The organism is Curtobacterium sp. NPDC089689 (genome assembly GCF_044749145.1).
Classification (GTDB): Bacteria; Actinomycetota; Actinomycetes; order Actinomycetales; family Microbacteriaceae; genus Curtobacterium.
In genome coordinates, this window is record NZ_JBIVHJ010000004.1 from 192,479 (window position 1) to 207,701 (window position 15,223).

The window sequence follows — 15,223 nt, forward strand, 5'->3', positions numbered from 1 at the left end:
GCACCGCGCACCCTGTCCGTGCCGCACCGCGCCTCCCGCCCGTGCGCCGAGGGCCGGGCGCCGGACCACCCGGCTGCACCGCGCCGTCGGTGGCGAGGGGGATACTGGAGCAATGCCGCTGTACCGGGACGAGTGCGTCGTGTTGCGCACCCACAAGCTCGGTGAAGCCGACCGCATCGTCACGATGCTCAGCCGCCAACACGGCAAGATCCGCGCGGTCGCGAAGGGCGTCCGCAGGACCGCGTCGAAGTTCGGAAGCCGCCTCGAACCCTTCATGGTCGTCGACGCGCAGTTCTACGAGGGCCGTTCCCTCGACATCGTGACGCAGGCGGAGTCGCTCGGCTCGTACGGTGCCCAGATCGTCGCCGACTACGGTGCGTACACCGCGGCGAGCGCGATGGTCGAGACCGCCGACCGGCTGAGCGAGGCCGACGCCGGACTCCAGCAGTACCTCCTGCTCGTCGGAGCCCTCCGTTCCCTCGCACGCGGGGAGCACGCGGCGACGGCGACGCTCGACTCCTACCTGCTCCGGGCGATGAGCATCGCGGGGTGGGCGCCCTCGTTCGGCGACTGCGCGGTGACTGGGGAGCCGGGGCCGCACTCGGCGTTCGTCGTGCAGCTCGGCGGGGTCGTCGCGGACCACGCAGCACCGCCCGGTACGCCCCGGCTCGACCCGGTGACGCTCGGACTGCTCGGGTCCCTGCTCGCGGGCGACTGGGCCACGGTCGACGCCGCAGACGAGCGCACCCGTTCGCGGGCGTCCGGCGTGGTCGCGGCGTACGCCCAGTGGCACCTGGAACGATCGCTCCGGTCGTTGCCGCACGTCGACCGCACCGAGCACCCGGCCCCGGTCGCGCCGACCCCGGGCGGGGTCCCGGCAGCCGTGGCGGCCACCCCGACCCCCGCGGTGCCCACCCCGACCCCCGCCGACGCCGAAGGAACCCCTGCATGAGCCCACGCCGGTACGCCGAGTCCGAGCCGCTCCGACCCGTGGACTGGACGGGGGAGCAGCCGCCCGCCATCCCGGCGCGGTTCGTGCCGCAGCACGTGGCGATCGTCATGGACGGCAACGGCCGGTGGGCGAACCAGCGCGGGCTGACCAGGGTCGAGGGGCACAAGGCCGGCGAGGCCTCGCTGCTCGACGTCGTCGCCGGCGCCGTGCAGATCGGCGTCAAGCACGTGTCGGCGTACGCCTTCTCGACCGAGAACTGGAAGCGCTCCCCGGAGGAGGTCCGCTTCCTCATGGGCTTCAACCGCGAGGTCCTGCACCGTCGCCGCGACCAGCTGAACGCCTGGGGTGTTCGCATCCGCTGGGCCGGTCGCGCGCCGAGGCTCTGGCGCAGTGTCGTCGACGAGTTGCAGACGGCAGAGCGGATGACCGCCCACAACGACGTGTGCACGCTGACGATGTGCGTCAACTACGGCGGTCGCAACGAGATCGTCGACGCGGTCCGGGGCATGGCCGAGGACGTCGCCGCCGGGCGCCTCAAGCCGAGCCAGGTGACCGAGAAGGCCCTCGCGAAGCGCCTCTACGTGCCCGACCTGCCGGACGTCGACCTCTTCCTCCGGAGCTCCGGCGAGCAGCGGACGTCGAACTTCATGCTCTGGCAGTCGGCGTACGCCGAGATGGTGTTCCTCGATCGGCTCTGGCCGGACTTCCGCCGCACCGACCTGTGGGGAGCGATCGAGGAGTACGCGCGCCGCGACCGACGCTACGGCGGTGCCGTGGACGCGCCCACCGCCTGACGGGAGGCCCGTGGCGGCGCCGACCCGCGCCTCCCGTCCGACGCGTGCCGGGCCGGCGCCGGGGGCGATGCCGGTCAGCCGAGCAGGTGCGCCGCCGCGCCGCGGCTCGCGGCGGCTTGGTCGCGAAAGGTGTCGCCTCGCTCGGCCTCCGACGGCATGTCGTGCGACCACGGCGACAGGCGCGCGGCAGGTCGTGCGACCAGCGCGCGGTACCTCGCCGGTCAGCCGAGCAGGTGCGCCGCCGCACCGACCGCCGTCAGCGCCGCGCCGACGCTCGGCACGCGTTCGGCGCCCCGGGCGACGACCACCTCCACCCGGCGGGCGAGCTCGTCGCGCGCCGGCGTCACCGTCACACCCGGTGGCACGATCGTCGTCGTGAGCGCGAGCCGCGGGAGGAGCGCGACGCCCAAGCCGGCCGCGACCAGACCGACCACAGCCGCCGCGTTGTCCGTCTCGAGCACGATCTCGGGGGTGAAGCCCGACGCCGCGCACGACGCCAGCAGGTGTCCGCGGCAGCGGGGGCAGCCCCCGATCCAGCGCGCGTCCCGTTGCGCCGCGAGGTCGGCGACCACGTCGTCGCCGCGCCCGCCGGCGGTCGTCCGGGACACCGCGGTCGTCGCACTCGCCGGGCTCGCCGTACTCGTAGCGCTCGTCGAACTCGTAGCGCTCGTCGAACTCGTCGCGCTCGCCGGGGACACGAGCGCGAGCGGGTCCCGGCCGAGGACCTGCGCCGTGAGCGTCGGATCGGCGAGCACGTCGTCGTCCTGCGGCGCGTGCGAGAACGTGATCGCGACGTCGACCTCGCCGCGGCGGAGGAGGTCGAGGGCCTCGGGCGGCTCGGCCTCGACGTAGGACGTGACGACGCCGGGGCTGTCGGCGGCCAGCGTCGCGAGCACCGGCGGTACGAGCGTCGACGACGCACTCGGGAACCCGGCGATCCGCACCCGCCCGCGGGCGAGCCCTCCGACGGCCTCGAGGTCCTCGCGAGCGGCGGCCAGGGCAGCCTCGACCGAGAGGGCGTGCTCGGCGAGGACCCGACCGGACTCCGTCAGCGTGACGCCCCGTGCCCCGCGCAGTACGAGGTCGTGCCCGAGCCGCCGCTCAGCCCGTGCGAGGAGCTGACTGACGGCGGGCTGGCTGTACCCGAGGGCTGCCGCGGCGCGGCTGATCGAGCCCGTGTCGCGGACGGTGCGGAGGACGCGCAGGAGCTGGGGATCGAGACCTTCCACAACGCCATGTTATGGGGGATCGAACGAAGCTGCCCTGGTGTGATGGAGAGTTCGACGCCACCGTGGAGGCATGGACTCCTTCGTCGACGGCTCCGGCTACCTCGCCGCCTGCACCGCAGGACTCCCGACGCTCGGGACGCTCGCGGCCATGCGCGCGGACCTCGACGAGTGGGAGCGCGCTGCGTCGTCCCCGGTGGCGTACGGCGCGCTCGTCGAGGAGGGCCGCGCGCTCTTCGCCCGCATCGTGGGGGTCGACCCCGCGCGGGTCGCCACGGGTTCCCAGACCTCCGCGATGGTCGCGGTCGCCGCGGCCGCGTTGCCCGACGGCGCCGAGGTCGTCGTCCCCGACGGCGACTTCAGCTCGGTCGTCTTCCCGTTCCACGCACAGGCGCACCGCGGTGTCCGCGTCCGGAGCGTGCCCATCGACCGGCTCGCCGACGCGGTCGGCCCCGGGACCGCCATGGTCGCGTGGTCCGCGGTGCAGTCCTCGAGCGGCGCCGTCACGGACCCGGAACCGGTGCTCGCCGCAGCCCGTGCCGCCGGGGCGCTGACGCTGTGCGACCTGACGCAGGCCGCCGGGGTGCTCCCGGTGTCCGCAGCACCGTTCGACGTCACGGTCACGCACGCCTACAAGTGGCTCTGCGCGCCGCGCGGCGTCGCGTTCGCCACCTTCTCCGACGCAGCGCTCGAGCGGCTCCGCCCGGTGCAGGCCGGCTGGTACGCGGGCGCGGACGTGTGGTCGTCCTGCTACGGCCCGACGATGCAGCTCGCCGACGACGCGCGCCGGTTCGACGTGTCGCCGGCATGGCAGGCCTGGCCCGGGGCGGTCGCCGCACTGCGGCACCTCGCGTCCGTCGACGCGGCCTCGGCCTGGAGGCACGCCACCGGACTCACGGACCGGCTCGCGGACGCGCTCGGATCGCCTCGGAGCGGTCAGGCGATCACGACGTTCCCGGACCCGGCCGGTGCGGCGCTGTGGGCGCTGACGGACGCGGGGGTGACCGCGAGTGGGCGGGCCGGGCGGCTCCGCCTGGCGTTCCACCTCTGGAACGACGACGAGGACGTGACGCGCGTCGTCGACGTGCTCGGGGGACTGCCCGGCTTCAGACCTGTGGGGTGAGACGACCTGTCCACAGGTGCCGCGCTTCCCGTCCGCCGACGGCAGATCCGTGGTCGATGCGGCTCCTCATGATGCTGCACCGAGATCGAGGACACGATCGCAGGCTCCTGCCGCGGCACCCGAGTGCGTCGCGAGGAGCACCGTCGCGCCCTCGTCGGCGAGCTCGCGGAGGAGATCGAGGACGCACTGTTCGTTCACCGGGTCGAGTGACGCAGTCGGCTCGTCCGCGAGGACCACGAGCGGGCGCTTGACGAGGACCCGAGCGATCGCCACGCGCTGGCGTTCACCCCCGCTGAGCGTGTGGACCAGATCACGCTCTCGTCCGCCGAGCCCGACAGCGTCCAGCGCTCGCGGGATCCGGGACGCTCGCACACGGCGGGACCGTCGGTCCGGGGACACGAGTTCGAGGTTGTCCAACAGCGTCGTGTCCTCGACGAGTCCGCCGTCCTGGAAGAGGTAGCCGATGACGTCTCGCCGGAGACGTCGCCGAACCCGCGGGGGAGCGCTGGCCGTGGGCGTTCCCAGCACGTCGATCTGGCCGTCGTCGACCACACCGAGCTGTCCGACGCATTGGAGCAGGGTCGACTTCCCACAGCCGCTGGGACCGACGATCGCGGTCATGGTCCCTGCCTGGGCGTCGTGATCGAGACCGGACCAGAGCACGCGGCCAGCACGGCGTGCCGTGACGTTGCGGACACGCACCGCCGGTGAGCGATCTGGATGACTCATGAGAGTTCCTCCCTGATGGTTGCGGTGATCCGGCGGTGTGCGAGCCACTCTGATGCGATCGCCGCTCCGCCGAGTGCGCATGCGCAGGCGACGGTGACGAGGAAGGCAGTGGGGGCGTGGGCGACGACTGGGTCGAGTTCGAGATTCAGCCCTTCGACGTCGGGCGCGAGCGATGCCCGCTCGTACCAAGCGACCAGGCCGGCGAACCCGACGAGGGTGCTCTCGACGAGGACGGCCCCGCGTCGACTTCGGAGGAACGACCAGCCGTGCGCGTGCTGGACGGACACCCGCCGCCGGTCCCGCTGCACCCGCGCGGTCACACTCGTCGCGGCGACCAGCGCTGCGATCACGAGCGCGATGATCGCAGCGCTCCAACCGATCGCTGCCTCTTCCGCGAGCCGACGTTCCGCGTCCGCTGCGGCCTGAGCGACGAGCTGGACCGAGAGCACCGCTGTCGTCAGCTCGTCCGCTTCGATCGACGCTCTCGCCCACCGGTCATCGGCGATCACGATGTCGCCCGTCGAGATCCAGGAGGCCAAGTCGACGCGGTTCTCAGCGCGCTGCAGGACCGCTGAGGAGACGACGACGAGGACGGGATCATCGACCCAGGTCGGCGCGACCCTCCCGGGGGTCGCGTAGGTGAAGAGTCGACGTGGCATCGATGCTCGTTCGATGCTCGTCTCCGCCTGGCCGACCCTGAGCTTCAACGCGGCTCCGTCGATGAGGGCGGGACCCACCTCCGACTCCCGCAGGGGCGACCGTTCCGGGACCACGAAGCGGACCCCCTCGGCCGGAGCCCTGACGCCGTTGATGCCCTGTTCCTGCAGGTACCGGTCGTTCACGAAGACGACGGGGACGTCCGGTCCGGACCAGGACCCGAGCTCACGGAGGCCGAACGCGGCGGTCAAGACCAGCTCGCCCCCGCGTTCGGCACGCTGGGCCCAGGAGCCGAACCGTTCCCAGACCGACCCGGGCCCGTCACGGAGTTCGGATTCGCCCAGACTCCCGCTGATGCCCACCGTGACCGCGCTGCCGGCGGCCTCCCGCGTCAGCTCGGACGTCCGGAAGCCATGGAGTTGTGCACTGGCTGCGACCGCCACGCTCAGCGATGACGCCACGAGGATCAGCGCTGGCAGCCGGACCGCACCGATGGCTCGAGCGCTCCACCGCGGCGGCCGGCGGTTGGACAGCGAGGTGACGATCGTCTCCGAGCAGCCGAGGAACGTCGTGCCGACGTGCCCGATGACGAGCAGAGCGACCGCGACCACGGTGAACACCCCGGCCATCGGGATCAGCACTTCTGCTTGTGGCGAGCCACTCGCTGCGTACGAAAGCCCGACGCCGACCCAGGCCGCCGGGAAGGACAGGAGCCATGGACGCGCTCCGCGGAGATCTCGAGCAAGAACTGAACCGACGCCTCCGCCGTGCAGTCGCACGACGGCTCGTTCGCGGTGACGCGACACTGCGTCTGCGGAGCCGAGGGCGACGATGCCCAGAGCGGTGGCGCCCAACAGTGCCGCGGTCGGTGCGGGGAGCAGCACGAACAGGTCGGTGATCGCCGAGGGCTGAGGAAGGAGTGTCCCCGTCAGGCCGAGATCGCCCAGCCGAAGTTCGAGCGCCCGTGCTTGGTCGATCGTGCCGAACACGTAGTAGTAGCCGCGTGGATCCGTCGGGCCGATGGCGGACAGGGGCGCGACGGCCGTCGAGACGAGCTCGGTCAGGTCGGGGTAGCCGTCTTCGAGCCACCCGGCGCGCGGCCCGTCCCGTTGCCCGAGGGCGAGGAACAGGTGTCGCTTCGTCTCCGGTGATCGCAGATCGACCACCTCGCGAGCAACGTCGAACCGGCGTCGCTCAGCAACGTCCGAGACTGCCGCGAACACTTCCTCGGCGCTCACCGCGCCCGCGTTCTCAGTGATCTTGAGGACCGTCGAAGCGCCGACGTACGACTGGCGCTCGACAGCGAGGTAGGCCACCGCGGCCAAGAGGACGGGCACGATCGCCACGACGACGATCCCGTAGCGGGTCAACCGGTTCACGCAGTTCCTTCGGTTCGCGTGCTGGGCCGACCGCGGTCGGCCCAGCACCTCGGTCAGCAGGTGTGGTAGAAGGCCTTGTTCCCGCTGGCGGCCGACGGGACGGCCGCCTTGGCCCACTTGCCACCCGGGACTCTCGTCACCCGATGCGTTCGCTTGCCGACAGCCGTGGCCCCGTGACAGGAGCGCTCGCGGAAGTAGTGCGAGAACGTCTTGCCGCCGATGCCGCCCGCTCCCCAGACCCAGTGCGAGCCGTCTGCGGCCCTACCGCCACCGCTCGAGACGGACTGCGTCTCGAGCGTCGCCTCTGCCGATCCGCTGTCCGCGTCGAACAGGTTCGTGCCGTTCGCGGCCGCAGCTGTTGCCGGCCCGACCACCGCCCCGACGACGATGATCGCGGCTGCGACGGTCTTCCACTTCACCTGCATCGTTCCTCCATCTCCGCCCCGTTCGGAGCAGGAGCAGACTGGCATGGAAGATGTAGAACATCAAGTCTACGGGCCGTTGCTCGCCCGGTGGTCGGGTCCCGGTACGCTTGGCCGGTACCTTCCCGCACCGGGCACCCAGTCCGGCGAACCATGGAGTCCCTCTTGGCACAGTCCTCCCGTCTCGACAGCGTCATCGCCCTGGCCAAGGGCCGTGGCTTCGTCTTCCAGTCGGGGGAGATCTACGGCGGTTCCCGCTCCGCGTGGGACTACGGGCCCCTCGGCGTCGAGCTCAAGGAGAACATCAAGCGCCAGTGGTGGCAGCGGTTCGTGCGCGGCCGCGGCGACATGGTCGGCCTCGACTCCGCCGTGATCCTGCCCCGCAAGGTGTGGGAGGCCTCCGGTCACGTCGCGACCTTCACCGACCCGCTCGTGGAGTGCCTGCACTGCCACCACCGCTTCCGTGAGGACCACCTGCTCGAGGCCTTCGCGTCGAAGAAGGGCCGGAAGCCCGAGGGCGGCATGGCCGAGATCGCCTGCCCGAACTGCGGCACCCGTGGCGAGTGGACCGAGCCGCGCGAGTTCTCCGGCATGCTGAAGACCTACCTCGGCCCGGTCGAGTCCGAGGAGGGACTGAACTTCCTCCGCCCCGAGACCGCGCAGGGCATCTTCGTCGACTTCGCCCAGGTCGTCACGACGAGCCGGCAGAAGCCGCCGTTCGGCATCGGGCAGGTCGGCAAGGCGTTCCGCAACGAGATCACGCCCGGCAACTTCATCTTCCGCACGCGCGAGTTCGAGCAGATGGAGATCGAGTACTTCGTGCCGCCGGCCGACGCCGAGACCCACTACGAGCAGTGGATCGCCGACTCCGTCGCGTTCTACACCGACCTCGGCATCGACCCGGAGAACCTGCGCCGCTTCGACGTGCCGGACGGCGAGCGGGCGCACTACTCCGACGCGACCGCCGACATCGAGTACCGCTTCGGGTTCCAGGGCTCCGAGTGGGGCGAGCTCATGGGTGTCGCGAACCGCACCGACTTCGACCTCAAGAACCACATCGAGGCCTCCGGCAAGGACCTCCGCTACTTCGACCAGGCGGCGAACGAGAAGTACGTGCCGTACGTCATCGAGCCGTCCTTCGGTCTCACGCGTGCGCTCATGGCGTTCCTCATCGACGCCTACCACGAGGACGAAGCTCCGAACGCGAAGGGCGGCGTCGACAAGCGCACGGTCCTGCGGCTCGACCCGCGCCTGGCCCCGGTCAAGGCCGCGGTGCTGCCGCTGTCGCGCAACGAGCAGCTCTCGCCGGTCGCCCGTGGGCTCGCCGACGACCTCCGGAAGCACTGGAACGTCGACTTCGACGACGCCGGTGCCATCGGCCGTCGCTACCGCCGCCACGATGAGATCGGCACGCCGTTCTGCATCACGGTCGACTTCGACACGCTCGACGACAAGGCCGTGACGGTGCGCGAGCGCGACACGATGGGCCAGGAGCGCGTCTCGCTCGACCAGCTGCAGGGATACCTCGCGGCACGGCTGCTCGGCGCGTAGCACCCGGCCGACTGACCTGGCCGACACACGCGGCCGCGCCCCGGGAATGCCCGGTGCGCGGCCGCGTTGTCGTCGGGGTGAACGATTCAGTGAAGGTCGATGTCTGGTCCGACATCGCGTGCCCCTGGTGCTACATCGGCAAGCGGAAGTTCGAGTCCGGCGTGGCCGCGTTCGCCGCGTCGGGTGACGCCCGTGCGGTCGAGGTCGAGTACCACTCGTTCGAGCTCAGCCCCGACACCCCCGTCGACTTCGAGGGCACCGAGGCCGAGTTCCTCTCCGGCCACAAGGGCATGCCGGTCGAGCAGGCGCAGCAGATGCTCGACCACGTGACCGGCATCGCGAACTCGGTCGGGCTCGCGTACGACTTCGAGGCGATGCACCACACCAACACGGTGAAGGCGCACCAGGTCATCCACCTCGCCAAGGAGCACGGCAAGCAGCTCGACATGGTCGAGCGCCTGTTCACCGCCTACTTCGAGCGCGGCGAGCACGTCGGGCAGGACGAGTCGCTCGCCGACCTCGCCGCCGAGGTCGGTCTCGACCGCGACGAGGTGCTCAGGACCCTCCGTGACGACACCCAGCTCGCCGCCGTCCGCGCTGACCAGGCGCAGGCGCAGGCGTTCGGCATCAGCGGCGTCCCGTTCTTCGTGATCGACGGCAAGTACGGCGTCTCCGGGGCGCAGGACCCCGCCGCCTTCGCACAGGTCCTGCAGCAGGTCGTGCAGCTGCGCGCGACGACGCCCGAGGAAGTCGCGGAGGCGGCGCAGCGCGCCGCGGACGACGCACACGCGGACGCCGAGGCGACCCGATGACGGCCCTGCGGCCGACCGGTGCCGTCGAGCCGCGCCTCCAGGCCGCGCCGCCGGTCTCGGTGCCGGACGCGCTCACGGGTGCGTTGACGGTGATCGACCGGGAGGCCCGCCCCGGCCTGCTCACGCTCGTCACGCCCGGCGGTGCGCCGGTCTGCGAGGGTGACACCTGCTTCGTCCCCGGCGCCGAAGGCGTCTGGGCCGAGGTCCCGGACTGACCGCCTGCTGCTGAGCGTCAGCTCCGGACCGTCAGGAGCGGGCGGGCTCCTCGTCGGTGATGTCGGCGACCGTGGCGGTGTACGCCGCGACGAGCTCGTCGGCGTCGACGAAGGCGCTCGCCCCGTGCCGGCCGGCGCCGAGCGCGACCCGACGTCCGAGGATGCGCTCGTCGGCGTAGACCGGCAGCTCGCCGGTCGCTCCGATGGGCGTGATCGTCCCGCGTTCGTAGCCGGAGGCCTCGAGCGCGGTCGCGGCGTCGGGCATCGAGAGCTTGTTCACGCCGACGACGGTGCGGAGCTTCTTCCACGCGATGCTGCGGCCGCCGGGGACGAGCGCCAGCAAGAAGCCGCCGTCGTGGCGCTTCACCACGAGCGTCTTGACGATGTCGCCGGGCTCGATGCCGAGGAGCTCCGCGGCTTCCTCGAGGGAGTTCGCGGCGGGCCGTTCGACGACGTCCACGCCGAGCCCACGGGCGGTGGCGTCGGCGTCGAAGCGGGCGATCGCGGTGTCGGTCATGTGGAGAACGCTACCGGCGCGCACCGACGTGGGAGAATGAGCAGCGTATGACGATCACACAAGCGCCTCCGAAGGGTTTGCGCATCGGCCCGATCGAGGTCGAGGCGCCGGTCGTGCTCGCGCCGATGGCGGGCATCACGAACATGGCGTACCGCCGGCTCTGCCGTGAGTACGGCGCCGGCCTGTACGTCTGCGAGATGATCACGTCGCGGGCGCTCGTCGAGCGGACCCCGGTGTCGATGCAGCTCATCCAGCACCACGAGTCCGAGACCCCGCGGTCGATCCAGCTCTACGGCGTCGAGCCGAACACCGTGGCCGAGGCCGCGACGATCCTCGTTGGCGAGGACCGCGCCGACCACATCGACCTCAACTTCGGTTGCCCGGTCCCGAAGGTCACCCGCAAGGGCGGCGGGGCCGCGCTGCCGTGGAAGCTCGACCTCTTCAAGGACCTCGTCGACAAGACCGTCCGCGCGGCCGGTGACGTCCCGGTCACGGTGAAGATGCGCAAGGGCATCGACGCCGACCACCTCACCTACCTCGACGCCGCCCGCATCGCCAGGGACGCCGGCGTCGCCGCGATCTCGCTGCACGCCCGCACGGCGAACGAGCACTACTCCGGCCACGCCGACTGGTCCGCGATCGCCACCCTCAAGGAGACGATCACCGACATCCCGGTGCTCGGGAACGGCGACATCTGGTCCGCTGCCGACGCACTGCGGATGGTCGACGAGACCGGCTGCGACGGCGTCGTCGTCGGGCGCGGGTGCCTGGGGCGTCCGTGGCTGTTCGGTGACCTCGCGGCGGCGTTCCGCGGCGAGGACGTCCGCGCGATGCCGACCCTGGGCGAGGTCGCGGTCGCGTTCCGGCGGCACGCCGAGCTGCTCGTCGAGTTCTTCGGTTCCGAGGACCACGGCTGCCGCGACGCCCGGAAGCACGTGTCCTGGTACTTCAAGGGGTACCCGATCGGCGGCGACGTCCGGTCGGCGCTCTCGATGGCGTCGAGCCTGCAGGAGATCGACGACCTCCTCGGACAGCTCGACTGGTCGGCACCGTACCCGGGCGCCGACGTCGAGGGGCCTCGTGGTCGTGCGGGTCACCCGAAGCGGACCGCCCTGCCCGACCGCTGGCTCGAGTCACGCGACGTCGACGCCGAGTTCCGCAAGGTGCTCGCCGCCGCCGAGCTGCACCACAGCGGCGGATGAGCGCCACCGCCTCGTACGGTCCGGCCGACGCCGAGCGCTGGCTCCCCGAGCAGCACTCGAACCGCCGCTCCGACTTCGCCCGCGACCGCGCCCGACTGCTGCACTCCAGCGCGCTCCGACGCCTCGCCGCGAAGACCCAGGTGCTCAGCCCCACGACGGGGCTCGACTTCGCCCGCAACCGCCTGACGCACTCGCTCGAGGTCGCCCAGGTCGGTCGCGAGCTCGCGGACTCGCTCGGGCTCGACCCCGACGTCGTCGACACCGCCTGCCTCGCGCACGACATCGGCCACCCGCCGTTCGGGCACAACGGCGAGACGGCCGTGAACGCCTGGGCCGCGGGCATCGGCGGGTTCGAGGGGAACGCGCAGACCCTGCGACTCCTCACCCGCCTCGAGCCCAAGGTGTACGGCTCCGGGCCGGACGACGACCGCGCGTACGGGTTGAACCTCACGCGGGCATCGCTCGATGCGAGCTGCAAGTACCCGTGGCCGGCGTCGCAGGGAGTGTCGGAAGCGTCCTCCGGTCGCACGAAGTTCGGCTTCTACGACGACGACCACGCGGCGTTCGAGTGGCTGCGTGCCGGTGCTCCCCGCCGGCAGCGGTGCATCGAGGCGCAGGTGATGGACCTCTCCGACGACATCGCGTACTCGGTGCACGACTTCGAGGACGCCGTCGTGGCGGGCTTCATCGACGTCGCGGCCCTCGGCGACCGCGTGGGGGAGAACGACATCGTCACCGCCATGCACGCGTGGGTCGGGGACGACCTCAGCCGCGAGGAACTGCTCGAGGCGTTCGACCGGCTCCGGTCGCTGCCACTGTGGATGACGTCGTACGACGGCTCCCGGCGCGACCTCGCCCGGCTGAAGAACCTCACCTCGCAGCTCATCGGACGGTTCGCTCGGACGGCGACGGCGGCGACGCGGGAGTCCTACGCGTCGGGGTCGCTCGTGCGCTTCGCCGCCTCGGTGGTCACGCCGCCGGAGATCATCGGCGAGATCGCGGTGCTCAAGGGCATCGTCGCGGCGTTCGTGATGACGCACGGCGACCGGCAGCCCGTGTACGAGGAGCAGCGTCGGGTCCTCACCGAGTTGCTCGACGCCCTCGCGGCCACCGGCAGCGCGGACCTCGAACCGGGCTTCGCCGCCGACTGGCGTGCGGCCTCCGACGACGCCGGACGACTGCGGGCCGTGGTCGACCAGGTCGCGAGCCTGACCGACCAGGGTGCGCTCGCGTGGCACCGGCGGCTCGTCGTGGGGGAGCAGGAGCGCACGCACATCGCGGTGTGACGCGCGACGGGGCGGGCGCGTGGCTCCCGGGGAGCGCAGCGCGCCCGAGGTGCGTCCCTGCCCGCTGGACGGGCTGACGGACCTGCACCGGGCCTCCAGGCTGGAGCGCCGTCCACAGGCGGACCGACGGCCAGCGGGGGTCGGTCGCACGAACTAGGATCGAGGGGTGGCTGGCAGGATCGCGCGGAACGACATCGACGAGGTCCGCTCGCGTGTCAACATCGCGGACGTCGTCGGCGACTACGTCACGCTGAAGCACGCGGGCGTCGGCTCGATGAAGGGCCTCTGCCCGTTCCACGACGAGCGGTCGCCGTCCTTCCACGTCCGACCGCAGGTCGGGCGCTACCACTGCTTCGGCTGCGGCGAGGACGGCGACGTCTTCAGCTTCATCATGGCGCAGGACCACACCACCTTCGCCGAGGCCGTCGAGCGCATGGCCGCGAAGATCGGGTACACCCTCCACTACGAAGAGGGCGAGGGGCCGCGCACCGACTACAACACGCGTGCACGACTCATCGCCGCGAACGAAGCGGCGCTCGAGTTCTTCACGTCGCAGCTCACCACCGGCGCTGCCGACCCCGCGCGACGTTTCCTCGGTGAGCGCGGCTTCGACCCCGGTGCGGCGCAGCACTTCGGCGTCGGCTTCGCGCCGAAGTCGTACGACGCGCTGAAGGACCACCTGCGGGGGCGTGGCTTCACGCTCGAGGAACTCACGAGCGCCGGACTCGTCAGCCAGGGTGACCGTTCGCCGTACGACCGGTTCCGTGGTCGGCTCATGTGGCCGATCCGCGACGTCACCGGGGCCACGATCGGCTTCGGTGCGCGGCGGCTGCTCGACGACGACAAGGGCCCGAAGTACCTCAACACCCCGGAGACGCCGATCTACCACAAGAGCCAGGTGCTCTACGGGATCGACCTCGCCCGGCGGGACATCTCGAAGCAGAAGCAGGTCGTCATCGTCGAGGGGTACACCGACGTCATGGCGTGCCACCTCGCCGGCGTGACGACCGCGGTGGCGACGTGCGGGACCTCGTTCGGCGTCGACCACATCAAGGTGCTGCGGCCGATGCTCGGCGACGTGAGCGGTGCGGACCCGAACGCCAACGGCGAGGTCGTGTTCACCTTCGACCCGGACGACGCCGGTCAGCGAGCGGCCTCGCGGGCGTTCGCGGAGGAGCAGCGGTTCGCCGCGCAGACCTTCGTCGCGGTCGCGCCGGAGGGGCTCGACCCGTGCGACCTCCGGCTCGCGCGTGGCGACGACGCGATCCGACGCCTCGTCACGAACAAGCGGCCGATGTTCGAGTTCATGATCCGGCGCACGCTCGACGGGCACGACCTCGAGACCGTGGAGGGGCGGGTCGGCGCGCTCCGGGCCGCTGCCCCAGTGCTCGCGACGATCCGCGACCGCTCGCTGACCCAGGGCTACGTCCGGGAGCTCGCCGGCTGGCTCGGCCTCGACATCCCGGAGGTCCGCCGTGCCGTCGAGAACGCGCGGCAGCGTGCGCGCGGCGCACAGGACGACCGGAGCGGAGGCACGGTGCCGGTCGCGCAGGCGGGCCCCGGCGGCGAGCTGGTCGCGCCCGTCGACGAGCCCGTGGCGGGTCTCCGGTCCCTCCCGAACGATCCGATCACCCGCATGGAACGCGACGCATTGATGGCGATGGTGCAGCAGCCGGGGCACGTCGGTGCGCCGTTGCTCGGCCTCGCAGCCGCCGCGACCTTCTCGGCGCCGATGCTCGCCGTCGTACGGGACGCCGTCGTGGCGAACGTGGACGCGATCGGTGCGGGTGACTGGCTCGACCGCTTGATCTCCGACGTGCCGGCGCCGCTCCGTGGCCTCGTGCAGGAGCTCGCGCTGTCACCGATCCCGGCTCGCACCGACGAGGACCTCGCCCTCTACTGCCGGAGCATCGTCGTGGCCCTGGTCGAGCGGGACCTCCTCGCGCGCAAGGCGTCGTTGCTCGGGCAGTTGCAGCGGGCGGACCCGCACGAGCAGGCCGACCGTCGTGCGGAGATCCAGCGGCAGCTCGTCGACATCGACGCGCAGCGGATGCGGTTGCGAGCGGACTCCGAGGCCGCTGCGGCGGCGGCCGGCCAGCGCTGACGCGAGCCCGCACCGCGCTCCGCCGGGCGGACTGCGCTCCGCCGGGCGCCGAGCGCGCCGGACCCGGCGGGGCGGAGGGACCCGAGGGACCCGACGGACCCGGCGGGGCGGAGGCGAGCCGTGCCTCCCGGCCGGGCGCAGTCGGTCGCAGGAAGAGTCGGCCACGGTGTGCGTGCGCGGCGTGTTGCGCGACCAGCGCGGAACGCACGCGGCAAGTCGCGAGACCAACTGCTCGGCCGCGCCCAGTCGTGCCA

General features: G+C 71.9%; 14 protein-coding genes. 9 read left to right on the forward strand and 5 right to left on the reverse strand.

The window, feature by feature from the left end; all coding sequences use genetic code 11:
• The first annotated feature begins 112 nt into the window (after positions 1 to 112).
• A complete protein-coding gene (gene recO, locus ACIPYW_RS15655) occupies positions 113 to 952 on the forward strand; it encodes a DNA repair protein RecO (RefSeq protein ID WP_290132037.1) in 840 nt (279 codons plus the stop codon).
• Positions 949 to 1,746: an isoprenyl transferase gene (locus ACIPYW_RS15660; protein WP_290132036.1), complete on the forward strand. Its 798-nt coding sequence runs from the start codon at positions 949 to 951 to the stop codon at positions 1,744 to 1,746. Before recO ends, ACIPYW_RS15660 begins: the two co-directional genes overlap by 4 nt.
• A 221-nt stretch (positions 1,747 to 1,967) precedes the next feature.
• Here ACIPYW_RS15660 and ACIPYW_RS15665 read toward each other — a convergent pair whose 3' ends face one another.
• The gene (locus ACIPYW_RS15665; RefSeq protein ID WP_400415130.1) at positions 1,968 to 2,975 is read right to left on the reverse strand and encodes a LysR family transcriptional regulator; all 1,008 of its coding nucleotides are present in this window, start codon (positions 2,973 to 2,975) and stop codon (positions 1,968 to 1,970) included.
• Positions 2,976 to 3,045: 70 nt separating this feature from the next.
• Here ACIPYW_RS15665 and ACIPYW_RS15670 point away from each other — a divergent pair, with 70 nt between their 5' ends.
• On the forward strand, positions 3,046 to 4,095 hold the full coding sequence (locus tag ACIPYW_RS15670) for an aminotransferase class V-fold PLP-dependent enzyme (protein WP_290132034.1): 1,050 nt from the start codon (positions 3,046 to 3,048) through the stop codon (positions 4,093 to 4,095).
• 66 nt (positions 4,096 to 4,161) lie between these two features.
• Here the strand turns inward: ACIPYW_RS15670 and ACIPYW_RS15675 are convergent, their stop codons facing one another.
• From ACIPYW_RS15675 to ACIPYW_RS15685, 3 genes are read right to left on the reverse strand one after another with little or no spacing between them, the layout of a single operon-like run.
• A complete protein-coding gene (locus ACIPYW_RS15675; RefSeq protein ID WP_400415132.1) occupies positions 4,162 to 4,905 on the reverse strand; it encodes an ABC transporter ATP-binding protein in 744 nt (247 codons plus the stop codon).
• Positions 4,821 to 6,860: a hypothetical protein gene (locus ACIPYW_RS15680; RefSeq protein WP_400415135.1), complete on the reverse strand. Its 2,040-nt coding sequence runs from the start codon at positions 6,858 to 6,860 to the stop codon at positions 4,821 to 4,823. Before ACIPYW_RS15680 ends, ACIPYW_RS15675 begins: the two co-directional genes overlap by 85 nt.
• A 53-nt stretch (positions 6,861 to 6,913) precedes the next feature.
• Positions 6,914 to 7,279: a lactococcin 972 family bacteriocin gene (locus ACIPYW_RS15685; RefSeq protein WP_400415137.1), complete on the reverse strand. Its 366-nt coding sequence runs from the start codon at positions 7,277 to 7,279 to the stop codon at positions 6,914 to 6,916.
• Between the two features lie 168 nt (positions 7,280 to 7,447).
• On the opposite strand from ACIPYW_RS15685, the gene ACIPYW_RS15690 reads away from it, so the two are divergent.
• The 3 genes from ACIPYW_RS15690 to ACIPYW_RS15700 all read left to right on the forward strand — a co-directional run bounded on the left by ACIPYW_RS15690 (position 7,448) and on the right by ACIPYW_RS15700 (position 9,860).
• A complete protein-coding gene (locus ACIPYW_RS15690; protein WP_400415140.1) occupies positions 7,448 to 8,833 on the forward strand; it encodes a glycine--tRNA ligase in 1,386 nt (461 codons plus the stop codon).
• A gap of 77 nt (positions 8,834 to 8,910) precedes the next feature.
• Positions 8,911 to 9,645: a DsbA family protein gene (locus ACIPYW_RS15695; protein ID WP_400415142.1), complete on the forward strand. Its 735-nt coding sequence runs from the start codon at positions 8,911 to 8,913 to the stop codon at positions 9,643 to 9,645.
• Positions 9,642 to 9,860, forward strand: a complete 219-nt coding sequence (locus ACIPYW_RS15700) for a hypothetical protein (RefSeq protein WP_400415143.1) — start codon at positions 9,642 to 9,644, stop codon at positions 9,858 to 9,860. Before ACIPYW_RS15695 ends, ACIPYW_RS15700 begins: the two co-directional genes overlap by 4 nt.
• A gap of 31 nt (positions 9,861 to 9,891) precedes the next feature.
• Here ACIPYW_RS15700 and ACIPYW_RS15705 read toward each other — a convergent pair whose 3' ends face one another.
• Positions 9,892 to 10,377: an aminoacyl-tRNA deacylase gene (locus ACIPYW_RS15705; protein WP_400415146.1), complete on the reverse strand. Its 486-nt coding sequence runs from the start codon at positions 10,375 to 10,377 to the stop codon at positions 9,892 to 9,894.
• A 47-nt stretch (positions 10,378 to 10,424) separates the two neighbouring features.
• On the opposite strand from ACIPYW_RS15705, the gene dusB reads away from it, so the two are divergent.
• The 3 genes from dusB to dnaG all read left to right on the forward strand — a co-directional run bounded on the left by dusB (position 10,425) and on the right by dnaG (position 14,969).
• Positions 10,425 to 11,579, forward strand: coding sequence for a tRNA dihydrouridine synthase DusB (gene dusB / locus ACIPYW_RS15710; protein ID WP_400415148.1), 1,155 nt, complete (start codon positions 10,425 to 10,427; stop codon positions 11,577 to 11,579).
• On the forward strand, positions 11,576 to 12,865 hold the full coding sequence (locus tag ACIPYW_RS15715; protein WP_290132026.1) for a deoxyguanosinetriphosphate triphosphohydrolase: 1,290 nt from the start codon (positions 11,576 to 11,578) through the stop codon (positions 12,863 to 12,865). Before dusB ends, ACIPYW_RS15715 begins: the two co-directional genes overlap by 4 nt.
• A gap of 166 nt (positions 12,866 to 13,031) precedes the next feature.
• On the forward strand, positions 13,032 to 14,969 hold the full coding sequence (gene dnaG, locus ACIPYW_RS15720; protein WP_400415150.1) for a DNA primase: 1,938 nt from the start codon (positions 13,032 to 13,034) through the stop codon (positions 14,967 to 14,969).
• The last annotated feature ends 254 nt before the right edge of the window (positions 14,970 to 15,223 follow it).